Origin of the sequence: Candidatus Accumulibacter contiguus (assembly GCF_012940005.1) — a bacterium.
Lineage (GTDB): Bacteria > Pseudomonadota > Gammaproteobacteria > Burkholderiales > Rhodocyclaceae > Accumulibacter > Accumulibacter contiguus.
Map to the genome: position 1 here is coordinate 1 of NZ_SPMX01000020.1, position 25387 is coordinate 25387.

Annotated in this window: 22 protein-coding genes, 1 tRNA gene and 1 pseudogene; 10 read left to right on the forward strand and 14 right to left on the reverse strand. The window is 61.4% G+C overall.

Annotation, left to right across the window (positions count from 1 at the left end):
• Together E4Q08_RS24565 and E4Q08_RS08870 are read left to right on the forward strand one after the other, a co-directional pair.
• On the forward strand, window positions 1–425 hold a 425-nt coding region (locus E4Q08_RS24565; RefSeq protein WP_248594796.1), incomplete at its 5' end, for a DUF6399 domain-containing protein.
• 209 nt (window positions 426–634) lie between these two features.
• Complete coding sequence (locus E4Q08_RS08870; RefSeq protein WP_169070123.1) at window positions 635–1147, forward strand: prolyl-tRNA synthetase associated domain-containing protein; 513 nt, start codon at window positions 635–637, stop codon at window positions 1145–1147.
• 73 nt (window positions 1148–1220) lie between these two features.
• Here E4Q08_RS08870 and E4Q08_RS08875 read toward each other — a convergent pair whose 3' ends face one another.
• From E4Q08_RS08875 to E4Q08_RS08900, 6 genes are all read right to left on the reverse strand, one after another.
• Complete coding sequence (locus E4Q08_RS08875) at window positions 1221–3203, reverse strand: PP2C family protein-serine/threonine phosphatase (RefSeq protein WP_169070124.1); 1983 nt, start codon at window positions 3201–3203, stop codon at window positions 1221–1223.
• A 10-nt stretch (window positions 3204–3213) separates the two neighbouring features.
• Window positions 3214–4128, reverse strand: coding sequence for an amino acid ABC transporter substrate-binding protein (locus tag E4Q08_RS08880; protein ID WP_169070125.1), 915 nt, complete (start codon window positions 4126–4128; stop codon window positions 3214–3216).
• A gap of 25 nt (window positions 4129–4153) precedes the next feature.
• On the reverse strand, window positions 4154–4795 hold the full coding sequence (locus E4Q08_RS08885; protein ID WP_169070126.1) for an ABC transporter permease subunit: 642 nt from the start codon (window positions 4793–4795) through the stop codon (window positions 4154–4156).
• Window positions 4762–6387 (reverse strand): transporter substrate-binding domain-containing protein, encoded by a 1626-nt coding sequence (locus E4Q08_RS08890; RefSeq protein ID WP_169070127.1) that lies wholly within the window; start codon window positions 6385–6387, stop codon window positions 4762–4764. Before E4Q08_RS08890 ends, E4Q08_RS08885 begins: the two co-directional genes overlap by 34 nt.
• Window positions 6388–6395: 8 nt before the next feature.
• The gene (locus E4Q08_RS08895; protein WP_034908530.1) at window positions 6396–7241 is read right to left on the reverse strand and encodes a class I SAM-dependent methyltransferase; all 846 of its coding nucleotides are present in this window, start codon (window positions 7239–7241) and stop codon (window positions 6396–6398) included.
• A gap of 107 nt (window positions 7242–7348) precedes the next feature.
• Window positions 7349–7993 (reverse strand): DJ-1/PfpI family protein, encoded by a 645-nt coding sequence (locus tag E4Q08_RS08900; RefSeq protein ID WP_169070128.1) that lies wholly within the window; start codon window positions 7991–7993, stop codon window positions 7349–7351.
• A gap of 260 nt (window positions 7994–8253) precedes the next feature.
• Here E4Q08_RS08900 and E4Q08_RS08905 point away from each other — a divergent pair.
• The 4 genes from E4Q08_RS08905 to fghA all read left to right on the forward strand — a co-directional run bounded on the left by E4Q08_RS08905 (window position 8254) and on the right by fghA (window position 10822).
• Window positions 8254–8340 (forward strand) — tRNA-Leu (locus tag E4Q08_RS08905).
• A gap of 39 nt (window positions 8341–8379) precedes the next feature.
• Window positions 8380–8832 carry a DUF1178 family protein gene (locus E4Q08_RS08910; RefSeq protein WP_034910702.1) on the forward strand — a complete coding sequence of 151 codons (453 nt, stop codon included), beginning with the start codon at window positions 8380–8382 and terminating at the stop codon, window positions 8830–8832.
• An 18-nt stretch (window positions 8833–8850) separates the two neighbouring features.
• Window positions 8851–9963: an S-(hydroxymethyl)glutathione dehydrogenase/class III alcohol dehydrogenase gene (locus E4Q08_RS08915; protein WP_034910678.1), complete on the forward strand. Its 1113-nt coding sequence runs from the start codon at window positions 8851–8853 to the stop codon at window positions 9961–9963.
• A gap of 19 nt (window positions 9964–9982) precedes the next feature.
• Window positions 9983–10822: an S-formylglutathione hydrolase gene (gene fghA, locus E4Q08_RS08920; protein ID WP_034910679.1), complete on the forward strand. Its 840-nt coding sequence runs from the start codon at window positions 9983–9985 to the stop codon at window positions 10820–10822.
• Window positions 10823–10885: 63 nt separating this feature from the next.
• On the opposite strand, the gene E4Q08_RS08925 is transcribed toward fghA, so the two are convergent.
• The gene (locus E4Q08_RS08925; RefSeq protein ID WP_169070129.1) at window positions 10886–11968 is read right to left on the reverse strand and encodes an L-dopachrome tautomerase-related protein; all 1083 of its coding nucleotides are present in this window, start codon (window positions 11966–11968) and stop codon (window positions 10886–10888) included.
• Window positions 11969–12193: 225 nt separating this feature from the next.
• Between E4Q08_RS08925 and E4Q08_RS08930 the strand changes: the two genes are divergently transcribed.
• Together E4Q08_RS08930 and E4Q08_RS08935 are read left to right on the forward strand one after the other, a co-directional pair.
• The gene (locus tag E4Q08_RS08930) at window positions 12194–14146 is read left to right on the forward strand and encodes an acyl CoA:acetate/3-ketoacid CoA transferase (protein WP_169070130.1); all 1953 of its coding nucleotides are present in this window, start codon (window positions 12194–12196) and stop codon (window positions 14144–14146) included.
• Between the two features lie 163 nt (window positions 14147–14309).
• Complete coding sequence (locus E4Q08_RS08935; protein ID WP_169070131.1) at window positions 14310–15008, forward strand: glutathione S-transferase family protein; 699 nt, start codon at window positions 14310–14312, stop codon at window positions 15006–15008.
• Window positions 15009–15043: 35 nt separating this feature from the next.
• Here the strand turns inward: E4Q08_RS08935 and E4Q08_RS08940 are convergent, their stop codons facing one another.
• The 3 genes from E4Q08_RS08940 to E4Q08_RS08950 form a co-directional block, all read right to left on the reverse strand.
• On the reverse strand, window positions 15044–15640 hold the full coding sequence (locus tag E4Q08_RS08940) for a hypothetical protein (protein ID WP_169070132.1): 597 nt from the start codon (window positions 15638–15640) through the stop codon (window positions 15044–15046).
• Window positions 15641–15765: 125 nt separating this feature from the next.
• Window positions 15766–16971, reverse strand: a complete 1206-nt coding sequence (locus E4Q08_RS08945) for a pyridoxal-dependent decarboxylase, exosortase A system-associated (protein WP_169070152.1) — start codon at window positions 16969–16971, stop codon at window positions 15766–15768.
• Between the two features lie 25 nt (window positions 16972–16996).
• On the reverse strand, window positions 16997–18604 hold the full coding sequence (locus E4Q08_RS08950; RefSeq protein WP_169070133.1) for an acyl-CoA ligase (AMP-forming), exosortase A system-associated: 1608 nt from the start codon (window positions 18602–18604) through the stop codon (window positions 16997–16999).
• A gap of 168 nt (window positions 18605–18772) precedes the next feature.
• On the opposite strand from E4Q08_RS08950, the pseudogene E4Q08_RS08955 reads away from it, so the two are divergent.
• Both E4Q08_RS08955 and E4Q08_RS08960 read left to right on the forward strand, forming a co-directional pair.
• A pseudogene (locus E4Q08_RS08955) lies at window positions 18773–19086 on the forward strand (DUF485 domain-containing protein).
• The gene (locus E4Q08_RS08960; RefSeq protein ID WP_169070134.1) at window positions 19083–20810 is read left to right on the forward strand and encodes a cation acetate symporter; all 1728 of its coding nucleotides are present in this window, start codon (window positions 19083–19085) and stop codon (window positions 20808–20810) included. Before E4Q08_RS08955 ends, E4Q08_RS08960 begins: the two are co-directional and overlap by 4 nt.
• Before the next feature lie 80 nt (window positions 20811–20890).
• Here the strand turns inward: E4Q08_RS08960 and E4Q08_RS08965 are convergent, their stop codons facing one another.
• The 4 genes from E4Q08_RS08965 to E4Q08_RS08980 form a co-directional block, all read right to left on the reverse strand.
• Window positions 20891–21415 carry a glutaredoxin family protein gene (locus E4Q08_RS08965; protein WP_169070135.1) on the reverse strand — a complete coding sequence of 175 codons (525 nt, stop codon included), beginning with the start codon at window positions 21413–21415 and terminating at the stop codon, window positions 20891–20893.
• A gap of 22 nt (window positions 21416–21437) precedes the next feature.
• The gene (locus E4Q08_RS08970) at window positions 21438–23531 is read right to left on the reverse strand and encodes a M3 family metallopeptidase (protein ID WP_211203369.1); all 2094 of its coding nucleotides are present in this window, start codon (window positions 23529–23531) and stop codon (window positions 21438–21440) included.
• A gap of 63 nt (window positions 23532–23594) precedes the next feature.
• A complete protein-coding gene (locus E4Q08_RS08975) occupies window positions 23595–24368 on the reverse strand; it encodes a DUF2189 domain-containing protein (RefSeq protein WP_169070136.1) in 774 nt (257 codons plus the stop codon).
• Between the two features lie 62 nt (window positions 24369–24430).
• Window positions 24431–25369, reverse strand: coding sequence for a phosphoribosylaminoimidazolesuccinocarboxamide synthase (locus E4Q08_RS08980; protein ID WP_034910698.1), 939 nt, complete (start codon window positions 25367–25369; stop codon window positions 24431–24433).
• Window positions 25370–25387: the final 18 nt, after the last annotated feature.

Genomic DNA, 25387 nt, shown 5'->3' on the forward strand with positions numbered 1-25387 from the left:
AAAACAGGGTTCACCGGAAACGGTATCAGGAGGCTTGGCAGCGAGCATTAGAGGCCTGGAAAGCAGACCCGTTCCATTCGGGATTCTCCGAGAGTGAGTTGCAGCGCTGGCTAGAATGGGGGGAATGGATGGTGCGACAGTTCCATCGCAGCTCCTCCGCCGTCGAAGGGCGCAATGGCCGCTTGTCCCAGTTGTATCATAACGGGCGAGGTCTGACGAAATGCCGCCTGGCTGCGCTAACGGTTATCCACAACTATGGGGTGAGACGTAGTGACGGCACTATCGCAGCCGAACGTCTGTTTAGCACCTCTTTCCCTGATCTTTTCGATTGGCTGCTCAACCAGATGGGGGAACTTCCCTTACCGAGGAAGTCCCGCCACCGGGTTGTGCATAACCCATTGAAGTTAGAGATTGTCCCGGCTTAAGTGGGAAGCCCGATATTGGGTGTTGGTTGTTGGTTGTTGTTTCCTCCGAATCATGGTGCTAGGTTAGCTGCAATCTTCAGAGGCGGTCAACTGTTACTTGCCGATTTTTTGCCGCGCGGAATTGTTTTCATAAATCATGATCTGGTTCGATCCGGGCAGGTGGGTGAGCGGCCCCATGACGACGAGAAGCGGTATGCCGAGGACTCGCAATGACCCTTGCCGATAGCCAACATCTGATGACCATGCTTGCCGAGTTGGACATCGTCACCACGACCGTCGAGCATCCGCCACTGCGCACGCTTGAAGATAGCAAACGCCTGCGCGGAAACCTTGCGGGAGGGCACGCCAAGAGCCTGTTCCTGAGGGACAAGAAGGCCGGGTACTGGTTATTGGTGGCGCTGGAACAGACCCGTGTCGATCTACGGGTCGCGGCGTGCCTGTTGCAGGCGCCGCGCTTCTCGTTTGCCAGCGAGGAGGAATTGGGGCAAATCCTCGGCGTCGTTCCGGGGGCCGTCTCGCCTTTCGCCGCGATCAACGACGTGCATGGTCGCGTCTGCGTGGTCCTTGAGCAGCAGCTGCTGGACAGCGATGTCCTCAACTGCCACCCGCTCCGAAATGACCGCACCACCGCGATCGCCACGCACGATCTGCTGAGATTTCTCGAGCAGATCCGACACCCGCCACGCATCATCGCTCTGCCTCAGGTGGTGGCGAGCACCTAGCCAGAGTGGTCTGGCGTACTTTCCGTTCGCGCATCCGGCCCGCTCGCCTGCGGCATCGCTGGCGCGCGGCGCCCTACTCAGCAGAGGGAAGCCCGGTGCCGGAAGGGCCATGCCAGCGTAGCGCCAGCAGGGTAATGTCATCGCTTTGCGGATGCGTACCGACGAAAGCGCGGACTGCGAACATCACGCTGTCGATGATCGTGCGTGCAGAACAGGCAGGCGGGATCGCGGCCAGGCTGTCGCCCAGACGTGTCGCGTTGAACAGCTCGTGCTCGCCGTTCATCGCTTCGGTGACGCCGTCGGTGTAGATCACCAGTCCTTCGCCAGGCTGCAACTGGATGAGGTCATTGCGGTAAACGGATTCGGCAACGAAGCCCAGAACCAGCCCCCCCTTCTTCTTTTCGATGATTGCCGCGCCGCCGTCGCGCCGCAGCAGGAAAGGCAGCTCGTGGCCGCCGTCGCTACAGCTGATTTCCCCGGTTCGCAGGTCGAGAATGCCGGCGAAGACAGTGACGAACATGCCTTCGGGATTGCTCTCGCAGAGGCTGTGGTTGACCCGTTCCATGATGCTGCCGACCGATGCGGAGTCGCGCTTCGCCTCGACAGCGAACAGCGTCTTGGTCACTGCCATGAACAGCGCGGCGGCCACCCCCTTGTCGGACACGTCACCGATCAGAAAGAATAGCCGATGCTCGTCGAGCGGAAAGAAATCGAACAGATCGCCACCTACCGCTTTGGCCGGTTCGAGCACAGCGTGCAGGTCGAAGCGGGCGCCAGGCGCCGGTAACCCGAAACTGCGCGGCAGCATGCCCATCTGGATGGCGCGGGCCGCAGACATCTCGCCTTCGATCCGCTCCTTGGCGGCAGTCGTTGCCTTGAGGTCCGCGATATGAGTTTTGAGCGTAGTGACCATCGAGTACAGGGCGTTCCCCAGGTATCCGACTTCATCCTTGCGGTTCTCCGACACCTTGAGCAGCTCCGCATGCATCTCCTGATCCGGGTCGAAGTGGTGCGCAACCAGGCGATGGGTCTGTACGGTCAGGCGCGCCAGCGGTCGGACGATGCGGTTGAGAAAAGGCAGGGCCAGAGCCATTCCCAGCAACAGCATGACCACGGTCACCCCGCCACCGATGGTCAGGAGCAAATACAGCTCCGCTTCCATGTTGACCGGCAGGCGCATCAGCGCTGCCCCGTTTGGCAAGCCATCCGCGCCAAAGGTTGGCGCGGCAACGTACAAGAGCGCGTGCCGGAACAACGCCTTGTTTTCGAAATAGGAAGCGGGTGTGCTGGTATTGAGCACCGTCTCGATGAAGGCACGCTGTCCATCGCCCAGCGCGGCAGTCCCGTCGATGCCTGTGACCGAACTGACGGCCAATGCTTCGAGATTTTCATTGAATATCCAGATGGCGTCGATCAGTGCCCCCGAGAGAACGCTGTCTACCATCCTCTTCAGGCCGACGTTCTGGATGATGCTGTTGGCAAGGTTTGGCCGATGGGCGATCAGAGTCATGCCGCCGCTCCGATCCGGCATCGTCACTGCGCCGTAGTACAATTCGCGGTGGTCAATCGTGCGGTACTTCAGGTCGGTGGATAGGCTGTATTGCTGCCCTTGCAGTAGCGGCTTGAATTCCGGTTGCAGAGTCAGCCCCGAGTCAAGGGCAATGGACGCGTCGAGGTCGTCGAGCGACCAGAAGAGCGGCTTACCGCTGGCATCGGTCACCCATACCTCCGGAATCCCGTTGCGGACGGCGATGGTTCGCAGAGCCCGATTGATCTCCAGCGCAGAGGTCTTCTTCTGCTGTGCCAGGTGGGTCAGCTGTGCAACGATATCCGCCTGGGTGAGCACGTTCTTGTCAATGATCTGCTCCAGGGCCGTTGGCACTTGCTGGATGAAAGTGACGGACTGGGCGAGGGTCTGGGCGATCAGGATGCCGTCGCGTTCGGTTCGTTCCAGAACGGAGAGCCAGGAGACATAGGCGAACACCACGCCGACGCTCGGCAGGCCAATGGCGATGAGGGTGCTGACAAAGAGGAATAGCCGGCGGCGCAGCGTCATCGTGACGACCCTACTTCAGCCAGATGATCGAGGCGGACAGCTTCTGGGCGATGGTATAGTCAAGCGGGAAATAGACGATCCCGCGTGGTCCGAACCATTTGTCGTAGATCTCGAAATAACCCCCCCGGTACTGGTCGATGCCGTCCAGGAGGTCGGCCAGTACCTCATTCACGAAGGCGCGCCATTTCGAGTCGTCGAGAGGCAGGCTGCAGGCCATCGATTCGTAGGACAGCGCCTCGGTGCGCGGCAGCAAGGTGACCTTGCTCTTGAGCGGACTCTTCTCGACCAGAGCACGGAGCACGATGCCGACGTTGGACAATCCGTCGAGTTCTCCCGTGGCGAACATCCTGAAGCCGGTAGCCATGTCGGGTACTTCGACCACAATCGCATCCGGCACGTGCTGTTTGAGAATGGCTGCGGTCGTCGTGCCGGCGGCGACGCCGATACGTTTGCCGCGCAGATCGTCGAAGCCCTTGGCGGTTTTGCGCAGGACCATGACACGGGTGCCGTTGCCGAAGAACGGAATCGAGAAATCGACCAATTTCTGGCGCTCCCAGGTGGGCGTAGTGATGCCGCACTCGATGTCGATGGCGTGGCTGGCGACCAATGCCAGGCGGTCGCTGGCCTTGGTGATCTGCAGCCGGGTCTCGATTTCGCGACCGAATTTTTCCGAGAGCTTCTTGCGAATCTGTTCGATCAGGTCAACCGAGAAACCGGCCAGCCTTTCTTCCTTTTCTCCCGCCTGCTGCAACCGGTAAGCGAACGGCATGGCATCTGCACGGGTTCCCGCGTTGAGGATGCCGGTGTTCCTGATGCGGTCGAGAGCCGACTCGGCGCATGCCGATCCCTGCAGAGCGAACGCCAGCAGCGCGGCTACAGTCATGCCCGGCAGGCAGTGGCGAAGGATTGCGATGGTCTGTATCAATGGTTTCCCCTAAGTCGCCGACCGCTTACGGCGCTGGCACGCCGACACGGGCCAGCAAGCGTTTTCTTGCGCAACCCATTGCCCAGTTGAGTGGAAAGCAAAAGACCAGGAAGTAGCAGATGGCGTAAGTATAAACCCAAAGCATCGTTTCATCGCCGACCGCGGCGATGACGATATTGCAGCGTGAAACGATTTCTCCGACGCCGATCACCGAAGCAGTGCTCGATGCCATGACGATGATCAGCAGGTAAGTGGTCCAGCTCGGAATGAACAGCAATGCCGCCGCATGATTCCGACGCTTCCTGTGCTGCAGGGCAACGAACAGGTTGTCCGAGACGAACCCGATGACTGCCACGGAGAGCGCCAGCGATGCCTTGAGCCAGACTGGAAAGGCGTAGATCTGCCCGGTCAATTCGAACTCGGTCGGAATCAGGAATGCCAGGTAGAAGAGGAAGACAAAAGTGGGGATGTTGCGTGTCAGTTCGGTGACGACGAGGCTCGCGTGCGCCAGCGGCGTGCGCCCGGATAGGCGCAGCCATGCCAGGGCCGCACCGAAGATCGTACCGATGACCATCGCCACCAGCGAGACCACGATGTTCCAGGCGAAGCCGCCGGCCAAAAACGGTGTCCATGTCAGCAACAGGGCAGCGATTTCAGTGCTGGCCAAGATTCGGAATCCTCTGTTCCAGATAGTTGAAGATCTGGACGACAGTGGTCACCAACAGGAAGTAGGTGATCATCAGCACATTCATCATCACCTCGGGATTGCCTTGTTCGGCAACGATGGCGGTGGCGGCCGAAACCAGTTCCGGTACGGCGATGACGCTCGCCATACCGGTCGCTTTCACGACGTTCACCAGCGAAGCGACTACCGCTGCGTAGGCCAGGCGTAGCGCCTGCGGCAGCTCCCGCCAGCCGAGCCGGAAGCCTGGTTTCTGCTCCCTGAGTACGGAGACTGCTTCGAGCAGGGCGGACACGATGGCGCAGCCGGTATAGGTCGAAAGACAGACGATGACGATCGAAGCGCCGTCGAAAGTCCAGCCGAAACGACTGACGATGATGTGGCCGACGCCGAAAAAAAACCAGGTAGATCAGCAACAGCGGCGGTGTCATTCGGCCAAGAGCAGCCGACAGCCGCACACCAGCGCGCATGCCAGGGAGGCCAGACTCTGCCGCCAAAGCACCGAGGCAGCCCACGATCAGGCTGCCGGATATGCACGCGGCCATCAGTTGCAGCGTGATCCAGAGGCCTTGCAGGAATAATGTGCGATCGTAGGCATCGTGGATGATGGTCACGTTGAGCCCCGTCTGTTCCTTGAGCAGCAGGCCCAGATGCTCGATGCCGCCAACCTCATCAGATCTCAGGAGCAACTTGTGACGGCACGCTGCTGGCCACTGGCCATTGTCGAGCCGTGTACAGAGGAGGCCTCCGTCGGGATTGCGCCTGCTCCAGAGGTCGCGCATCTCCAGCAGATAATGGCTCGGCTTGATTCCCCAGCGCTTTTCCATTTCGATCAGCCAGCCGCTACGGTGCCAGTCGGCGACCATTCCGGAGATCATCTGCTCGAGTCGGGATCCTTGCTCTTTGGCGGACAGGGCGATGGCCCATGGCGAGATCATCATCGAAGGCAACGGCGTCTGGTAGTTCGCCGATTCCGGGTCGGCCAGCAGACCGGCGATGCTGGTATCATCGTACAGCCAGGCGACGCAGCGTCCATCTCGCAGCGCCAGGCGGGCGTCGCGCGTGCCGTTGAAGATCTGCAGATCGAGAAGGAAGCGTTGGGCCATCGGTCGATTGAAGTAAGCGCCCTGGGTGGCACATACTTTTTTGCCACGCAGGTCCATCCAGCTCGACAGCCGGGGGGTGGGCGGCGCGACCACCGTTGCGCCGCTGGCGTAATAACCGGGTTCGACCAGGGTGGCAATCTGTCTGCGCTGCGGGCTGTCGCCCAGTGTGGCGATGACCACGTCAACAGCGCCTTCCTCGAGCCGCTGCAGGCGGTTGGTCGAAGTGACGGCCAGCAGTTGCAAGCTGACGCCCAGGCGGCGGGCAAGTTCAGCAGCAAGATCGGGCTCGAAGCCGACCAGGCGGCCGTGGGTGTCCCGCATACCGAACGGTGGATAATCGGATTTGACACCGACGATCAAGGTCCCGCGCTTCTGGATCAGATCGAGCCGGTCGGCCTGCGCTTCCCGGCCAACCAGGATGGCGATCAGCACCAGCAAGCAGACGGCACGAAATCCCGAGCGGCTGTCCATCGCCTGCCTTATGCCGGCTGGCTGAAGTCGGATGGCTGAGGCAAATCCTCGCCCTGCTTCGACTCGCTGACCGCCTCGGCCACCGCGAGAAAACCGTAAGCATGGCGCAGCGGCAGGATCCTTGCCAGGAAGCGGTCGATCGCGCGCAGCAGGCGCGACCTGACGATGCCGCTCTCCGGCAGAATACTCTCGGCAGTCAGGCGAATCAGGCGGAATCCCTGTTGTTCGAGTTCCTGCTCGAACTCCTGGAGAGAGTACAGGTGGTAGTACATCTTTACCGCGCGGTCATGCGCAGTTCGTTCGTACAGTATGTCGCCGGCCTCGAGATGTCCCTGCTCTACCAGACTTTGCGAAGACGCCTGTTGCCTGGAAAATCGGCGCGCGGCGTTCGGCACCGTGACGACGATCCGTCCTCCCGGTCGGAGCAGGGAGTGGATGGTCGTGAGCGTCGCCCGACGCAGTGAGCGGGGATAGATGTGACCGAGTACGCCAAACACCATGATCGCCAGGTCGAACTTCTCGCTCCGGCCAATGCTGTCGGCCACCACCGTTGGATCGCCAAGCAAGGGACACAAGCGGCCCGATGCGACGTGTTCGAAACATCGGGAAGTCAACTCGTCAATCGCTTCTCTGCTGATGTCGCAGGCGACGATCGTCGCGTCGGTGCGCGCAAGCAGGGTTTCGGCATAGCGGCCATTGCCGCAGCCGACGTCGAGAACCCGCTTACCCAGTGCGTCGATCTCGCCGATAATGATGGCCAGGCTCGAAGGGTTCGGCCGCGGGTAGCGCCGGTCATACAGCCGGCTGGCAAAATACTGGTCGTAGTTCTCCGCGACCGAGATTGGCGGAATCATTCATTACCTTCGCTGAGACCATCGACGCGGCGAGCCGTCCTGTTGCCAGAGCCGTCCCGGCCGCCGCCGATGAGAAAGTGCGCGAGCCTGGGGGTACCAGCACAGGCTCAGTCCCCTTTCTCGATTTCGGTCAGGAAAGTGGTGATGAACTGGTCGGTAATCCCCGGATGTTTGCCGGTGATCAGGTTGCCATCGATGACCAGGTCGACGGTGCCTTCTGGACCATAGATCACTTCCGCGCCAGCGTTTTCGACGTCACAAACGATGTTGTGGGCGCAAGTGACCTGGCGGCCCTGCAGCAGCGCGCGGTCGGCGCACAGCAGCCACAAGCTGTGGCAGATCGTGCCGATCTTCAGATGGCTGGCGGCAAGCGCCCGGCGGATGAAGACCACCGCCGGGGCCTGATTCGGTTCCCCCTTGCGGGGAGTGACCTGGTAACGCAGGCGGTCGCTGGCGTAGGCTCCGATGATGATGATGCCCTTGTAATCCGACGGGTCCGCGGCCGCGATCTCGGTTTCCACCAGCACGTGTTCTTCCACCCAGCCGGCATCGGGATTGGAACCGAAAGTGAGGGCAGGATTGCCCCACAAGTGGGAGAGATAGACCACCTGATAGCCGTGCTTCGGGAACAACTCGTTGAAAAGGCGAAACTCGGTCATGTCGAAGTGTTCTTCGACCAGAACACCGATCTTGCCTTTGCGCGGTTCACCAATGATGCCGCGCAGTGGTATGGGGGGGGAGGTTTCGGTCATGGCGCGATTCCTTTCGTAGGGAGGAGTTCAGTCATGGATTAACACAGGAGGTGGCATCATACACCCGAGGCATCTCGGCATCTTCTTTGGCAGCACGGTACGTTCAATCACTTTATCAGGACATTCTCTCGTCTGGTATCATGCAGGCAAGCCGAAGCCATGTAAGTTGTGCATATTTTGTACAACTGCGCAGGAAGATGGTGCAGCCTGCGGGCCTCTGCTGAAGTAAAAAACGGTAGTAACCGATTGAAAAAGCTTGCGCCCGGATGGTGGAATAGGTAGACACAAGGGACTTAAAATCCCTCGGCCTTGCGGCTGTGCCGGTTCGACCCCGGCTCCGGGTACCACCCCTGTCTTCCACTGCGTGCTTCCTGCCCTGCTTCCCGATGATCATTTTTGACCTTGCCTGCCAGCACAACCATCGATTCGAAGGCTGGTTTCAGTCGCGCGAGGATTTCGACAGCCAACTCGCCAGGGGCTTGATCGCTTGTCCGCACTGCGCTTCGCCGGAGATTCGCCGGGTGCCCTCGGCGGTACATTTGACGCTACCGGCAGCCGCCGCGACGGTTTCGGCGCAGCCGCCGCTGCCAACATCCACCGCGGCGATCGACATGCGTGCCGGCGCGCTCGCCGCTTTCCGGCAATTGAGCGAAATGCTGCTCGCCAGTTGCGAGGATGTCGGCGCCGACTTTGCCGATGAAGCGAGACGAATTCACTATGTCGAGGCGCCGGCGCGCTCGATTCGCGGCGAAGCCAGCGCCGAGGAGGTCGAGGCGCTGCTGGAAGAGGGGATCGAGGTGTTCCGCCTGGCCCGTCTGAAGCCGGGGGATTTTCACTGATCTCGAGGAGAGTCACCGATGATCAAAGCACGCGCTGCCGTTGCCTGGGCCGCAAACGCACCGCTGGAAGTCACAGACGTCGATGTCGCACCGCCGCGCCAGGGTGAGGCGCTGGTACGCATCGTCGCCAGCGGCGTCTGCCATACTGATGCGTTCACGCTTTCGGGTGCCGATCCGGAAGGGATTTTCCCGAGCATTCTCGGGCACGAGGGCGGCGGCATCGTCGAGGCCATCGGTGCGGGAGTGACTTCGGTGGCCGTCGGCGACCACGTCATCCCGCTGTATACACCCGAGTGCGGCGTGTGCAAGTTCTGCAGGTCAGGCAAGACCAATCTCTGCCAGGCGATTCGCGCCACCCAGGGGAAAGGCCTGATGCCCGATGGCAGCAGCCGCTTTTCAAGAAACGGCAAGCCGATCTTTCATTACATGGGCACCTCGACCTTCTCCGAGTACACGGTGTTGCCGGAAATCTCGCTGGCGAAGATCGCCAGGGATGCGCCGCTGGAGAAGGTTTGTCTGCTCGGCTGCGGGGTGACCACCGGCATCGGCGCGGTGATCAATACCGCCAGGGTCGAGCCAGGGGCGAGCGTCGCCATTTTCGGCCTCGGTGGCATCGGTCTTTCGGTGGTGATCGGCGCGGTCATGGCGAAGGCGGAGCGGATCATCGCCATTGACACCAATCCGGCCAAGTTCGCCATCGCTCGGCAACTCGGCGCTACCGACTGCATCAATCCGGCCGATTACGACCGGCCGATCCAGGAAGTGATCGTCGATCTCTGCGACGGCGGTGTTGACTACTCCTTCGAATGCATCGGCAACGTGAACGTGATGCGTGCAGCGCTCGAGTGCTGTCACAAGGGCTGGGGCGAGTCGGTGATCATCGGCGTGGCCGGTGCCGGCGAAGAGATTTCGACGCGACCTTTCCAGCTGGTGACCGGGCGGGTGTGGCGCGGTTCGGCTTTCGGTGGTGTGCGCGGCCGTAGCGAGCTGCCGAGTTACGTCGAGCGTGCGCAGCGCGGCGAGATTCCGCTCGACACCTTCATCACCCATACCATGGGACTCGAAGACATCAACCTGGCTTTCGATCTGATGCATGCCGGGAAGAGCATCCGTTCGGTGATTCTTTTCTGAGACGACCGGAGCTTCGCGAGTGCTTGAAGAGATCGCAGCCAATCGCTGTTTCGGTGGCTGGCACCGGCGTTACCGCCATCGTTCGCAGGTGCTGCGCTGCGAGATGGTGTTTGCCGTCTATCTGCCGCCACAGGTGACCAGCGGCAGCGTGCCGGCGTTGTACTGGCTTTCGGGGCTGACCTGCAGCGATGAGAACTTCATGCAGAAAGCCGGCGCAATGCGCGCCGCCGCCGAACTCGGGATCGCCCTGATCGCACCCGATACCAGTCCGCGTGGCCCCGGGGTACCGGGCGATCCGGACGGCGCCTGGGATTTCGGTCACGGCGCCGGTTTCTACTTGAATGCCACGCAGGCGCCTTGGGCGGAACACTACCGGATGCACGACTACGTCGTCCACGAATTGCCGGAGCTGGTCGAGGCGAATCTGCCGGTCAACGCGTGCCGCGGCATCAGTGGCCATTCGATGGGCGGCCACGGCGCGCTGGTCTGCGCGCTGCGCAACCCCGGCCGTTACCGCTCGCTGTCCGCATTCGCGCCGATCAGCCACGCGCTCGCCAGCCCCTGGGGGCAGAAGGCGTTTGCACGCTATCTTGGCGAAGATCGTGTGGCATGGCGAGCCTGGGATGTCTGCGAACTGATCGCCGGGGCAGAGGAACGCCTGCCTCTGCTGGTCGATCAGGGCGAAGCCGACGTATTTTTCAGCACGCAGTTGCAACCCGAGAAGCTGCGCCAGGCCTGTGTCGCCGCCGGCCATCCCTTGCGCCTGCGCCTGCATCCGGGCTACGACCACAGCTACTACTTCATCGCCAGTTTCATCGACGATCACCTGCATCATCACGCGGCGGCGCTTATCGGCTGAAGCGATCGCTGCCTCTTCAGTAGCCGAGCCGCCGCGGCAACCAGGTTGCGAGTTCGGGAATCATCAGCGTCGTACTGCGCCGGCCGTTCCGGTCCAGACACGCAGGATGCGGTAGGGCGGCGTTCCCTGATCGCATGCGCCGGTAAAGGCCTGAGTCTTGTGCAACTGGTTGACTGAAATATAGAGCCAGCTTTCTGCGCCAAACTGTACGCTGTCCGGCCAGTTCAGCAGGGGATTGCGAACCAGCGGCTGCAGCTCTCCGCGGGAATTGAGCCAATCGATGCCATTCTCGTTGAGATTGGTAAAGAAGTGGTTACCTGCCGCATCGGTGGTGGCGCCATCGGAAAGCGGCTTGCGTCCAATCATTCGAATGGCGGCAGCGACATCGGCATCACTTCCTTCCCGCAACAAGCGGGTGGGTACGGCATACCAGTGGGTTCCGGACATCGCGCCAAAGAACAGCGTTTCACCATCAGCCGACAGGCCAATCGGATTGACGCCGACTTTTGCCGGCTTTCCGTCGAACAGGGTCGGCTTGCCACCAACCCGCATTTCCACGCCATCTTCTGCCTGCAGGCTGGAATGCCCCTGGAAACGCCGAATCTGGCCATCGTCGATGCGCAGGGCCAGCAGGGCAGGATTGTTGATATCCGACAGATAGATCCAACCGCGCTCGGCATCCACCACGAGATCCTGGATGAAACTGTCCTTTGGCGCTACCGTGCTCGGCAGATCGATGCGCTTAAGCAGTTTTCCTGTCGCGATGTCAAAGCCCCACAGCCGGCTCTTGCCAATGTTCAGGCCCATATCGGTGATCCACAGGCGCCCCTTGCCGTCCTGGGTGATCCCCAAGGGTGCATCAATGCGGCTATCGCCGCGATTGGACGCATTACTTTGCAGTTCTGCCGATGGCCAGGGACGGAAGGAATCTGGCCCGGTGATCTCGATCAATTGCAGGCCGGAAGGGACACCCAGCGGGTGCACCGTGGCAAACACCCGTCCGTCGACTGTGGCGGAGACATTGCCAGGGCGAATGGGTAATTCGGCCACGGTTTCGAGGGTCCCCACGGCTGGTGCAGCGGCAAGAAGCTGGGCGCCCACCGTCAGTGCGGCAGCTATGATGTTGCGAAGTATCGGGAGTTTCATGAGTAAATCCTCTGGATTGAGCTGCCACCTGGCAGAATGTCAAGTTCGATCACTGCCGAACACGGCGTGTCAATCAATCAGTCAATAGATGTAAACTCGATCTGTCAAGCAGCCAGACCTGATCGGGTCGAGGGCGGCGCTGACCCAGCAGCTGCCGCCGCAATGATTCTTTGATCGCTCGGTCCGGCGGCCGGACATCGGGAACATCAGCGAGAGGAAACCAGCATGCGCAGCAAGATCGTTACTGCCGACGAAGCCATCGCCCTGATTCGGGATGGCGATACCCTGGCCAGTACCGGGTTCGTCCAGACCGGCTTCGCCGAGGCGTTGCTGTCGGCGCTGGAGCGCCGCTTCCTCGACACCGGCAGCCCAAAGAACCTGACCTTGTTCGCCGCCGCCGGCCAGGGCGACGGCAAGGCCCTGGGACTCAATCACCTGGGCCATGCAGGCTTGCTGCGCCGGGTAGTGGCGGGCCATTGGGGACGCATGCCGAAGGTGGGGCAACTGGCACTGGGCAACCGCATCCAGGCCTATAACCTGCCCCAGGGCATCATCTGTCAGTTGTTCCGGGATCTGGCCGCCGGCAAACCCGGTTCGTTCTCCAAGGTCGGACTGCATACCTTCGTCGATCCGCGCTACGATGGCGGCCGGGTCAATGCCGCCACTACCAGGGACATCGTCAGTCTGGTCGAAGTCGCCGGCGAAGAGTGGCTGTTCTACAAGGTCGGCAGCGTCAATGTTGCCTTCGTGCGTGGCACCACCGCCGATACCTTCGGCAATATATCGATGGAGCGCGAAGCACTGACCCTCAACAACCTCGCCATGGCGATGGCAGCCAAGAACAGTAACGGCATCGTGATCGCCCAGGTCGAACGAATTGCCGAGCGTAGCGGGCTACCGCCGCGGCAAATCAAGATTCCAGGGATTCTGGTCGATTGCGTGGTCGTGGCTGAACCGGCCCAGCACATGCAGACCCTGGCGACCCAGTACAACGCCGCCTACGCCGGCGAGTTCCGGGTTCCCCAGGCCAGCCTGGTGTCGACACCGCTGACCGAGCGCAAGATCATCGCCCGTCGTGCCGCTTTCGAATTGCCGCCCAACGGCATCATCAATCTGGGGGTCGGCATGCCCGAAGGCGTGGCGACGGTCGCCAAGGAGGAGCGGATCTCGCACCTGCTGACGCTGACCGTGGAATCCGGCCTGATCGGCGGGATTCCATCGACCGGAGGTGACTTCGGGACCGGGGTCAACATGGATGCGGTGATCGACGAGAATCAGCAGTTCGACTTCTACGATGGTGGCGGCCTCGACATGGCTTGTCTTGGCATGGCCGAGTGCGATGCTGCCGGCAACGTCAACGTCAGCCGCTTCGGCGGTCGCCTGACCGGCGCCGGCGGTTTCATCAACATCAGCCAGAATGCTCGCCTCGTGGTGTTCGTCGGCACCTTCACCGGCAATGGCCTGCGGGTCGAGGTCGATGACGGCAAGCTGCGGATCGTCGAGGAGGGCCGGCAGCGCAAGTTCCTCAAGCAGGTCGGGCAAATCACCTTCAATGGCCAGTATGCCTATGATCGCGACAAACCGGTCTATTACGTCACCGAACGCTGCGTATTCCGCCGGGTCCGGGGCGGGCTGGCGCTGATCGAGGTGGCGCCGGGCATCGACGTAGACCGGGACATCCTGCCGAACATGGACTTCGCGCCGATCGTCGGAGAATACGGCGAGATGGATGCCCGCATCTTCAACGCCAACCCGATGGGTCTGGAGGCTGAACTGCTCAACCTGTCGTTGCCGGAACGGGTCATTTACGATCCCGAGCGCAACATCCTGTTCCTCAACTTCGAGGGCATGCATGTCCGGGTGGTCGAGGACGTGCAGGCGATCTGGGACATTTGCGAGCTGCGCTGCCGGGCAGCCGGCAAGCGGGTCGGCGTGATCATCAATTACGACCGGTTTCGGATCAATCAGGACATGTACGACGCCTATGCCGAAATGGACCGCTACTTTCTCGCCAATTATTTCAGTCAGATCACCCGCTACGCCACCAGTGCCTTCCTGCGCGCCAAGCTGGGCGAGGCCTTTTCCGCGCGCAGCATCGCTCCCCACGTCTTCGAGCGCCGAGAGGAGGCTCAGGCTTTCCTGGCCGGGCGTGGCGGTGACAGCAGCGGCCCGACCTGACCCCGATCATCGCCTTCAACCGCCTCGGCCGAGCAGCCCATCACCCTGCAGGCGTCAACAGCACTCGGAAAACCGATGAACCAGGGCCGTGCGCGTAGTAAGATGGCCGCTCAAAGGGGCAAGCCCTTGAGCCCGCAAACCTTCAACCCGTCAGGAAGTGACCATGCTCAAGCTGTTCATTGGCAACAAAAACTACTCTTCGTGGTCGATGCGCACCGGGGTGCTCATCAAGCAGGCAGACATCGCCTGCGAAGAAGTCGTCGTGCGCTTCGACTCCTTCGCTGCCGGTTCAAACTTCAGGCAGATCATCGATGCCATCAGTCCCACGGGCAAGGTGCCGGTCCTGGTGGACACGGACGTGGTCAACGGACTGGTAGTCTGGGATACCCTGGCGATTGCCGAGTACCTGGCCGAGAAGTTTCCGGAAAAGGCTTTGTGGCCGCGAGATGTGGCGGCACGGGCGCAGGCCCGCAGCGTGTGTGCCGAAATGCATTCCGGTTTTACAGGCTTGCGCTCCAACTGTCCCATGAACATCGAGGCATCACTCCGCGAAACCGGTCAGCTCGTCTGGCGTGACCAGCCGGCCGTGCGTGCCGATGTGAAACGTATCGTTCGCATGTGGAGTGAGCTGCTGCGCGCGTCCGGCGGGCCGATGCTATTTGGCGATTTCTCGATTGCCGATGCCTACTTCGCCCCGGTGGTGATGCGACTGAAAACCTATTTCTTGCCCGTGGCGCTGGACGTGGCTGCGTACATGGAGCGCGTGTGTGCCTTGCCGGGCGTGCAAGCGTGGGTCGATGGCGCCCTGGCCGAAAAAGACTTCCTCGATTTCGAAGAACCCTATCGCTTAAGCTCGTCATAGCGAGCTACTTCTCCGGTCGGCACGCAGATGACGCGTCATCCTGGAAACAGCGGCCGCCGCTTCGCATGTTGAGGCTTGACTGCCTTTCCCTGCAATTGCGCGTATCCCAGGCCGCCAAGCAGCAGCACGATGATCGCCAGCGCGCTTGCCGGCGAGGATTCGCCGTCCTGACCGCTGCTCGGGATGACCTGGCGCAGCATGGCGATGTCGTTGGTATTGAGGATGCCGCCATATTCCGACTGCGAACTGTCGATGTTCCCCAGCCGCTGTGCCCACAGGTCGGCCTGGCCCAGTCCGAGATCGCTCTGCGTGGTGCGCGCGCTGTGGTAGCCGTTGGCGTCGGCGACCACCACCCGGGATCTGCTGTCGAAAAGCATACTCTGGGAGCCGGCGAGGCCAAGTGTGCTGACCTGCGTGCGGATCTGGTCGAGGTCGAGGGAATCGGCACTATCGCTCCCTGCCTGGATGCTGCCGGCCATGGCCTGAACCGGGCTGGGCAGGTAGAGCGTCAGGCCTTTGTCTACGCGCGCGCTGCCCGGCAGGAAATGGGCAGCGGCAACGCTATTGACTGCAAGGACTGCGGTTGCGACGATCATCAGTACCTGGGGAAGAGATGGGAGAGCGAATTTCATGGGGGTTCTCCTGGATATCCTGATCAGGTAAACGTCGCCTGGATCTTTTTCTTGAGGGTCACCCTGAAAATTTTTCTGAGAAGAAGCGCTTGGATCGTCCGATTGCTGAGCGCCTTCGCTGGCGCTCAGACCAGCAATTCGACACAGGCGGGATGTCCGAGAAAGGCCTGCGGGCTGGCCGTAAAACCATAAGCGCCGGATTGGAAGATCACGACCAGATCTCCGACCTGTGCCTCGGCCAGTTCCATTCGGTCCGCCAGCAAGTCGAGCGGCGTGCACAGCGGACCCACTACCGATACCGTTTCAAGTTCGGTTGGCGTCATCCGGTTGCCGATGGCGACCGGGTAGTTCTTGCGGATCACCTGGCCGAAGTTGCCCGATGCGGAGAGATGGTGGTGCAGTCCGCCGTCGCAGACCAGAAAGGTGTGCGCGCGCGAGACCTTGCGATCGACGATGCGGGCGACGTAGATGCCGGCTTCCCCCACCAGATAACGCCCCAGTTCGATGAGCAGTTCGGCAGCGGGCAATTCGCGGCCGGCCCGTTCGACGATGCTGGCGAGATGGGCACCGATTGGCGCCAGGTCGAGCGGCTGCTCGCCTGGGAAGTAGGGGATGCCAAAACCACCGCCGAGGTTGAGGAAACGGACGGTTGACGGCGCAGACTGTGCGAGGCGCAGCGCCAGTTCATAGCTTTTGCCCTGGGCTTCGACGATGGCTTCCGGTTTGAGATTCTGTGAGCCGGCAAAGAGGTGGAAGCCTTCAAAGGCCAGGCCGCTGCGGCCGACCTCGGCCAGGAGTTCGGGCACCTGCTCGGCGTCTACACCAAACGGCTTGGCACCGCCGCCCATCTTCATTCCCGAGCTTTTGAGTTCGAAGTCGGGATTCACGCGCACGGCAATGCGTGCCGTGTAACCGGTCGCGTCGCTGATTGCTGCCAGTTCCGCAACCTCGCGAAATGATTCGATGTTGATCAGGATGCCGGCAGCGACCGCCTGCTGCAATTCGCTGCGTCGTTTGCCTGGGCCGGCAAAGCTGATGTCGCGCGGATTCACCCCGGCGTCGAGAGCGACCTGCAGTTCGCCAGCCGATGCCACGTCGATGCCATCGACCAGGCCGGCCATGTGGCAGACCAGCGCCGGCATCGGGTTGGCCTTCATCGCATAGTGCAGTTTCAGGGTCGCCGGCAGCGCTGCCCGCAGTTCGCCGACGCGTTGCGTGAGCAAGTGCCGATCGTAAGCATAAAAAGGCGTTTGCCCGACACGCGCGGCGAGTCGCGAAAGCGGCATGCCGCCGACGACGAGTTCGCCGTCCTGTACCGGCAACTGGCGCATCGGCGCATGCACCGGGGAGCTTCGTTTATTCACCTGCGGCCACCTCTGTCGCGAGAAATTCAATGGCCAGGGCCTTGCGGTCGATCTTGCCGTTGGGGTTGCGTGGCAGGGGGCCTGGCCGCACGACAATGCCCGCCGGCACCATGTATGCGGGCATCCGGCTACGGCAGTCAGCGAGCAGGCTGGCGGTATCGAGACTGTCGCCCGCGGCCGGCGTGGCAATCACCTGGATGGCCTGCCCGAGCGTCGCGTGATCCACGCCGAAGGCAACGCACTCACCGACCAGGCGAGTGGCGTAGATCACCTCCTCGACCTCGGTGGGGCTGACCCGGTAGCCCGAGGTTTTCATCATTTCGTCGCGGCGACCGATGAAATAGAGGAAACCCTCCTCATCCTGGCGCACGGTGTCACCCGAAAACACGGCGATTTCGGGCAGCACCAGACCGGCATCGCGGCCCGGCATGTTCGCGGGCAGCGGTTTGTAGCGCTCGGCGGTCTTTTCATGGTCGTTCCAGTAACCCATGCCCACCAGCGCACCGCGATGGACGAGTTCGCCTGGTTCGTTGGCCGCACAGGGCGAGCCATCTTCGCGCAAAACGAGTATTTCGGCGTTGGGGATGGCCTTGCCGATCGAGTCCGGGCGTCGGTCCACCTCCTCCGGCGGCAGGTAGGTCGAACGGAAGGCTTCCGTCAGACCGTACATCAGATAGGGCTTGCTCTCCGGCAGGCGCGCGCGCAAGGCGGCCAGAGTCTCGCGCGGCATGCGCCCGCCGGTATTGGCGAAATAGCGCAGGTGTTTTCCGATGACCTCTGGCCAGGCGAGTTGCGAGAGCTGAATGTAGAGGGGAGGCACCGCCGTCAGCCCGGTCACGCTTTCGCGCGCCAGTGCCTTGAGCACGTCCTGGGGCAACAGGTAATTGAGCAGCACGACGCGCGCACCGGCGTGGAATGCCGTAGTCAACTGGCTGAAGCCGGCATCGAAAGACAGCGGCAGGGCGGCCAGCAGTGTGTCTTCGGCGCTGTTTTCGAGATAGCTCGCGACGCTTAGGGCGCCGGCGACCATATTGCGGTGCGAAAGTACGACCCCTTTCGGTTTGCCGGTACTTCCCGAGGTGTAGAGGATGGCTGCCATATCGGTGTCGATGACGCGGTGGCCAGTTTGTGCGGCCGCCTGCAACAGATCGCCCCAGCCCAGGTAGGCGAGCGGAGCAGGGCCCGCAGGCAAGGGGTCGGCATTGACCAGGATGACGTGCCGCAGATCATGGCAGACGGGAAGAGCAGCAGACAGCAGCGACAGACGTTCGGGAGAGGTGACGAGCGCCCGCACATTGCAGTCGCGCATGATGTAGGCCACCTGTTCGGCCTTGAGCAAGGGGTTCAGCGGCACGAAGACGCAGCCAGCGGCAGTGGTGCCAAAACTTGCAACGACGGTTTCCAGCCGCTTCTCGAGGTAGATGGCCACCCGCTCGCCGCGTTGCAGGCCGAGGCCAACGAGACCGCTGACGAAACCGGCAATGGCCTGCTGGAGTTTTCCGTAGCTCATCGACTGTTTGCCGTAAGTCAGCGCGACAGCGTCCGTCTGACGATTGGCAGATCTCTGGATCAACTCATGGAGCAGGCTTGCATCAGTCATTTTTATGGCATGCCGGGTCAAATGGATGGAGGCGAATTCTAGCAAGTTCTGGTGGATTCGGGAGTTCCCATGCTGGCGTAAGCAGGAAGTAAGTATTGGTCTTTATGATTAGATCGAAGTCATGATAAGTGACTCGACACTGGGAATTTTTTTGAGGAGGAGACAATAGTGAGCGAAGACGTCGTTGCACGGATTGAGGCCAATCCGAAGTATCACGAGCTGGTGCATAAGCGCAATTCATTCGGCTATATCCTGTCGGCCCTGATGATCATTGTCTACTACGGCTATATCCTGTTGATTGCTTTCAACAAGGAATGGCTGGCTGGCAAGCTGGGTGCCGGCATGGTCACGTCGATCGGGATCCGCTGGGGGTGGGGGTGATCATCTTCACGATCGTCGTCACCAACATCTATGTCCGTCGTGCCAACACCGAGTTCGACGATATGAATGCCGAGATCCTCAGGGAGGCCAACAAGAGATGATCAGCCAATCCACACGCAACATTCTCGGCCTGACCTTGGGCCTGCTTGCCAGCGGCGGCGTTCTGGCGGCTGGTGCCGACCTCGGCAATACCACCAAGCAGGCCACCAACTGGGTGGCGATTGCGATGTTCGTCGCCTTCGTCCTGGTTACCCTGGGGATCACCCGCTGGGCCGCGATGAAAACCAAGACGGCGGCCGACTTCTATACTGCCGGCGGCGGCATTACCGGCTTTCAGAACGGTCTGGCGATCGCCGGCGACTACATGTCCGCTGCGTCCTTCCTCGGCATCTCCGGTCTGGTCTTCGCCAACGGCTTTGACGGGCTGATCTTCTCGATCGGCTGGCTGGTCGGCTGGCCGGTGATCACCTTCCTGATGGCCGAGCGGCTGCGCAACCTGGGCAAGTTCACCTTTGCCGATGTGGCTTCCTATCGCTTCGCACAAACGCCGACGCGGACCTTTGCCGCGGTCGGCACGCTGGTCGTCGTGGCTTTCTACATGATCGCCCAGATGGTCGGTGCCGGTCAGCTGATCAAGGTGCTGTTCGGCCTCGAGTACATCTACGCGGTGATGATCGTCGGTGTGCTGATGATGTGTTATGTGCTCTTTGGTGGCATGACTGCCACCACCTGGGTGCAGATCATCAAGGCCATCCTGCTGCTCTCCGGTGCCACCTTCATGGCGCTGGCCGTGCTCTGGCAGTTCAATTTCAACCCCGAGGCACTGTTTTCCAAGGCCGTCGAAATACACGCCAAGCACGATGCGATCATGTCTCCGGGGGTGCTGATCAAGGATCCGATCTCCGCAATTTCGGTCGGCATGGCGTTGATGTTCGGGACGGCGGGCCTGCCGCACATCCTGATGCGCTTCTTCACCGTTCCGAGTGCCAAGGAAGCACGCAAGTCGGTCGGTTGGGCGACCACCTGGATCGGTTACTTCTACATCCTGACCTTCATCATCGGTTTCGGCGCCATCGTCATGCTGACGCAGGATCCGGCACCCTACTACGTGCCGAAGATGGTCGATGGTGTGCAAGCCGTCGGAGCGGACGGCAAGCTGGTCTGGGATGGCTTGCGGGGCGGCGGCAACATGGCGGCCATCCACCTGTCGAACGCCGTCGGTGGCAATGTCTTCCTCGGCTTCATCTCGGCAGTGGCTTTCGCGACCATCCTGGCGGTGGTCTCCGGTCTGACGCTGTCGGGCGCCTCGGCGGTATCGCACGACCTCTACGCGACGGTGTTCAAGAAGGGCAAGGCCGACTCGGCGCACGAACTGCGGGTTTCCAAGATGACCACGGTCTGCCTCGGTGTCGTTGCGGTCGGTCTCGGGATCGCGTTCGAGAAGGAAAATGTTGCCTATATGGTGATGCTGGCCTTCGTCATCGCGTGTTCGGCGAACTTCCCGATCCTCTTCATGTCCGTGCTCTGGAAGGACTGCACGACCAAGGGCGCCGTGGCCGGTGGCATTGTCGGCCTGATCAGCTCGGTTGCCCTGACCATCATGTCGGCATCGGTGTGGGAAGCCGTCCTGAAGAATCCCAAAGGCAGCGCATGGTTCCCGTACTCTTCACCGGCCATCTTCTCGATGACCGCGGCGTTCGTGGTGATCTATGTGGTTTCCAAGCTGGACAATAGCAAGCAGGCTCAGCTTGAGCGTTCGCTTTATCCAGCGCAGAAGGTTCGTTCGGAGACCGGATTCGGCTCTTCCTCGGCCTCGGGTCACTAAGCACCAGTAGTCGCCTGTTCGGCAAACGGCCCGGGAGTCATGCAACTCCCGGGCCGTTTTTGCTTGTAGCACGGTTCGCTTCATTCCATAGCAGTTCTTCCGGAGGGCTTGGCGCGATAGGGTGCATTGGCCGGATAACCGGCGGCGTCGAGAAGTTCGTTCCAGGCGGCTGGGGCAAAGCCCCGCATGTTTTGCCGACCGACGCTAATACTGGGTAACAACGCTTCACCACCACCGAGTTGCCGGCCGAGTTCGGCGAGTTCTTCTTCGCTGTTGAGCACCTTCTCGGAGAACGGAACGCCGCGACCATTGAGCAGAGTGCGCGCCTGCTTGCAGGTGACGCAGCCGGCGCTGGTGTACAGGACGACCGGGAATTTTTCGCTTGCCTGGCGAACCGCATACGGTAACTGCTGTTCATCCACGCCGGTCGTGTTCGTATATTTCATGACCTGTCGGGCTCCCGGTGGCGGCGGCAGGTCGGAGATAATGGTGCCGCCACTTTTCGGGTCGATCCAGCGGTAGGTGGTCTGGGCGCTGACCGTACCGGTGATCAGCAGCAGGATGGCGGTGGCGCTGCCAAAGCGCCGTGCGGCCGTAGGGAGCATGCTTGGTCTGGTCCTCGATGTCTTACGCCTTGATCATGCCACTGTGCAGCAGCAGGGCGTCGACCTGCGGCTCGCGGCCACGGAAGGCGCGGAAGTTGTCGATCGCCGAACGGCTGCCGCCGATCGACAGGATTTCGTTGAGGAAGCGCTGTCCTGTCGCCGGGTCAAAGGGGTTGCCGGTCTCTTCGAAAGCGCCGTAGCAATCAGCCGAGAGTACCTCGGCCCACTTGTAGCTGTAGTAGCCAGCGCCGTAACCGCCGGCGAAGATGTGCGCAAAGCTGTTCGGGAAACGATGCCATTCAGGTGGAACGAGGACCGCTACCTGGCGCCGTACCTCGGACAGCAGTTCGAGCACGCTGAGATCACCGGCGGGGTCGAATTCGCTGTGCAGCAACAGGTCGAACAGCGAAAACTCGACCTGCCGCAGGGTCTGCATGCCGCTCAGGAAGTTCTTCGCTGCCAGCATCTTGTCGAACAGGGTGCGCGGCAAGGGCTCGCCGGTGTCGATATGAGCGCTCATTTCCTGCAGCACGTTCCATTCCCAGCAATAGTTCTCCATGAACTGCGATGGTAATTCGACCGCATCCCATTCGACGCCATGGATGCCGGCGACACCGATCTCGTCAACACGTGTCAGCAGGTGATGCAGGCCATGACCGGTCTCGTGGAAGAGGGTGATCACCTCGTCGTGCGTGAAGGTTGCCGGCCGCAGCCTTCCATCCTGGTCGCTGACTGGCCGGGAAAAGTTGCAGTTGAGATAGGCGACCGGTTTCTGTATATCGTCGCTGGTCAGCGTTGGCAACCGCTGTGGCAGTTTGCGACGGCTGATCGCCTCGTCCATCCAGGCGCCGCCGCGTTTGGTTTCGCGAGCGTAGAGGTCGAGGTAGAACTGACCGATCAGTTCGCCGGCAGGTGTCTCGATCCGGTAGAAGCGAACGTCAGCATGCCATAGCGGCGCGCGGTCGGGCTGGATACGAACGCCGAACAGCTTTTCGATGACCGTGATCAGACCGACGAGAACCTTGTCCTCGGTAAAATACTGTTTCACTTCCTGTTCCGAGAAGGCATAACGTGCTTGCAGCAGCTTTTCGGAAACGTAGGCGACGTCCCAGGCTTCCATGCGATCGAGAGCGAGTTCGCTGCGGGCAAAGGCGCGCAGGTCGGCGATGTCCTGCTCGGCAAAAGGCCTGGCCTTGACCGCCAGATCGTGCAGGAAGTCGAGCACCTGGGGCACCGATGCGGCCATTTTCGGCACCAGCGAAACCTCGGCGTAGTTCTGGTAGCCGAGCAGTTGCGCTTGCTCGCGGCGGAGTTCGAGGATGCGTCGAATCAGTGGCGTGTTGTCGAGTTCGGCGGCACCGAATTCGGCGGCGCGTGTGGCGTAGGCGCGGTACATCACGGCGCGCAGACGGCGGCTGTCGGCGTACTGCATCACCGGCAGGTAGGAGGGCATGTGCAGGGTGAACTTCCAGCCACTCTTGCCGTCTCGTTCAGCAGCTTCGCGGGCAGCTTGTCGAGCATCCTCAGGCAGTCCGGCAAGTTCGCTCTCGTCGCTCAGCACTTCGGCAAATGCGTTGGTGGCGTCGAGAAGATTCTCCGAAAACTTTGCCGAGAGCTGTGCGAGTTCCTCGGCAATCGCCTGGAAGCGAGGCTTGTCCTCTGCGGGCAGCTCCGCACCGCTGAGGCGAAAATCGCGAATCTCGTGCTCGACGATTCGCTGCTGCGCCACCGACAGAAGTGCGTATTCGGGGCTTGCGGCGATCGCCTTGTACTTGTCGAACAGCTTGAGGTTCTGCCCCACCTCGGCGTAGAAACAGGAGACCTCGGGCAGCATGCCATTGTAGGCGTCCCGCCAGTCGGGAATGTCATTGACCGAGTGGACATGCGAGACCATTCCCCAGGCCCGTGACAGTTGTTCAAAACCATCGGCGAGCGGTGCCGCGAAATCAGCCCAGGTCGCAGCAAGGTCGTCGGCGGTCAGCCGCTCGATCAGTGCGCGGCCGCGTTCGAGCAGCGCACTGATCGCGGGTTGCACATCGGCCGGCGTCAGCACATCGAAGCGAGGCAGGCCGGAAAAATCGAGCAGCGGGTTGTCTTGCAGGGTGTGTTCAGTCATCAGGGATTCCGTGGTTCCAGAAGGGGGCGAGCGCGGATTACGACGCGACGCTCGGCAGTTCCCCTATTCTACAAGGTCGCGATACGCGTGCCACGAAGCGTGGCCAAGCAGCGGCATGAGAACGATCAGTCCGAAGAACAGGGTGAGAAAACCGATCCCGGTCAGTATGACCACAATTGCACCCCAGAGGATCATCAGCAGCAGATTGGCATCGACGGTGCGCAGACTGGTTCGGATGGCAATGCCGCAGGGTACCCGGCGATCGAGCAGCATCGGCACCGAGACGACGGTGATGGAAAAGACGAACAAGGCCAGCGCTCCGCCGATCATGATCCAGATCAGCAGCAGATCACGATGGTCGGTCGACAGGTGGATCTCTGCCAGCAGCTCGAGCAGGTCCGGTGTAATCATCGGTGCCAGCAAGGCGAACAGCCAGGTCGTGATGCGTTCCCAGGTCAGCCCGATCATTGCCAGAAGCAGGCCCATCATGGTGAGTTCCGGCGCGTTGCGCCGGCCACCGGCGAACGAACTGAAGAAAGTCGAAGTCTGGCCTGCCGCGCGGCGGCGGCTGATCTCGTACAGCCCTCCGGCAAGAAACGGGCCGACCAGAAAGAAGCCGGAAGTCGCGATGATGAACAGTTGTCCTTTGTGCCACGCAAAAATCGTGATCACGTCGCCGGCAATCGCAAACAACAGACCATAGGCAAGGCTGGCGATCGGGTTGGCGCAGAGGTCAGCCCAGCCCGTCGCCAGCCAGGCGAAAGGTCGGTCGATGGAGGCGCTGCGGACTTTCGGCGGGATGTTGCTGCGATCAGGGGGGCTTGGCTCCAGAGGCATGCGTTCTCCTTGCTGAGGTGGACGTAGACGGGCGTGTCGTGATGCTGATATCCGTGCGCCGGTCAATCGACAAACGCTTCGCCGGTCAGGCGCTCGCAGGCCTCGATATATTTTGCGCGGGTTGCGGCGAGCACCGTTGGCGGTAATCGGGGGCCCGGCGCTCGCTTGTTCCAGTCCAGTGTCTCAAGATAGTCGCGGACGTACTGCTTGTCGTAGGACGGCGGGTTGCTGCCGTTGTGGTAGGCGTCGGCCGGCCAGAAGCGTGACGAGTCAGGAGTCAGTGCTTCATCGATCAGATGCAGCGTGCCGACAGCATCGACGCCGAATTCGAATTTGGTATCGGCAATGATGATTCCGCGTGCCGCCGCGTGCTCGGCGGCGCTGCGATACAGCGCAATGGCCGCGTCGCGCGCCTGCGTGACGATTGCCTCGGCGCTCTGGCCGGTCGCAGCCAGCAGATCGGCGAGTGCCAGCGCACAGTCGGCCTGGGCGCGTTCGAAAGATACATTCTCGTCGTGATTGCCGATGGCCGCTTTGGTTGCCGGAGTAAAGATCGGCTGCGGCAGCCTGCTCGCGAGCCGCAGACCGGCCGCTAGTCGGATTCCGCAAACCCTGCCGCTGGCCTGGTAGTCCTGCCATCCCGATCCGCTCAGATAGCCGCGCACCACCGCTTCAATCGGCAGCGGTCGCAAGCGTTTCACGACCAGCGAACGGCCACGGACCTGCGCACGCTCGTCGGCATTCACCACCGTTTCAGGGTCGATGCCGGTCATCTGGTTGGGGATGATGCCGGCGAGTTTGGCGAACCAGAAACTGGCCAGCCGTGTCAGTACCTTTCCCTTGTCGGGCACCGGGTCCGGCAGGATGACGTCGAAGGCCGAAAGGCGATCGCTGGTCACGATCAGCAGCTTCTCGGTGTCGATGGCGTAAATGTCGCGCACTTTGCCGCGGCCGAGCAGCGGCAGGCTGGTGATCGTCGATTCAAAGAGGGCTTCGGTCACGTGCTTGATCCGGTAGCA

Bases quoted from the DNA above. Each gene is read 5' to 3' on its own strand.
- E4Q08_RS08870 (WP_169070123.1), top strand. From the start codon at position 635: ATGACCCTTGCCGATAGCCAACATCTGATGACCATGCTTGCCGAGTTG.
- E4Q08_RS08875 (WP_169070124.1), bottom strand. From the start codon at position 3,203: ATGACGCTGCGCCGCCGGCTATTCCTCTTTGTCAGCACCCTCATCGCC.
- E4Q08_RS08890 (WP_169070127.1), bottom strand. From the start codon at position 6,387: ATGGACAGCCGCTCGGGATTTCGTGCCGTCTGCTTGCTGGTGCTGATC.
- E4Q08_RS08895 (WP_034908530.1), bottom strand. From the start codon at position 7,241: ATGATTCCGCCAATCTCGGTCGCGGAGAACTACGACCAGTATTTTGCC.
- E4Q08_RS08900 (WP_169070128.1), bottom strand. From the start codon at position 7,993: ATGACCGAAACCTCCCCCCCCATACCACTGCGCGGCATCATTGGTGAA.
- E4Q08_RS08910 (WP_034910702.1), top strand. From the start codon at position 8,380: ATGATCATTTTTGACCTTGCCTGCCAGCACAACCATCGATTCGAAGGC.
- E4Q08_RS08915 (WP_034910678.1), top strand. From the start codon at position 8,851: ATGATCAAAGCACGCGCTGCCGTTGCCTGGGCCGCAAACGCACCGCTG.
- E4Q08_RS08925 (WP_169070129.1), bottom strand. From the start codon at position 11,968: ATGAAACTCCCGATACTTCGCAACATCATAGCTGCCGCACTGACGGTG.
- E4Q08_RS08930 (WP_169070130.1), top strand. From the start codon at position 12,194: ATGCGCAGCAAGATCGTTACTGCCGACGAAGCCATCGCCCTGATTCGG.
- E4Q08_RS08935 (WP_169070131.1), top strand. From the start codon at position 14,310: ATGCTCAAGCTGTTCATTGGCAACAAAAACTACTCTTCGTGGTCGATG.
- E4Q08_RS08940 (WP_169070132.1), bottom strand. From the start codon at position 15,640: ATGAAATTCGCTCTCCCATCTCTTCCCCAGGTACTGATGATCGTCGCA.
- E4Q08_RS08945 (WP_169070152.1), bottom strand. From the start codon at position 16,971: ATGCGCCAGTTGCCGGTACAGGACGGCGAACTCGTCGTCGGCGGCATG.
- E4Q08_RS08950 (WP_169070133.1), bottom strand. From the start codon at position 18,604: ATGACTGATGCAAGCCTGCTCCATGAGTTGATCCAGAGATCTGCCAAT.
- E4Q08_RS08960 (WP_169070134.1), top strand. From the start codon at position 19,083: ATGATCAGCCAATCCACACGCAACATTCTCGGCCTGACCTTGGGCCTG.
- E4Q08_RS08965 (WP_169070135.1), bottom strand. From the start codon at position 21,415: ATGCTCCCTACGGCCGCACGGCGCTTTGGCAGCGCCACCGCCATCCTG.
- E4Q08_RS08970 (WP_211203369.1), bottom strand. From the start codon at position 23,531: ATGACTGAACACACCCTGCAAGACAACCCGCTGCTCGATTTTTCCGGC.
- E4Q08_RS08975 (WP_169070136.1), bottom strand. From the start codon at position 24,368: ATGCCTCTGGAGCCAAGCCCCCCTGATCGCAGCAACATCCCGCCGAAA.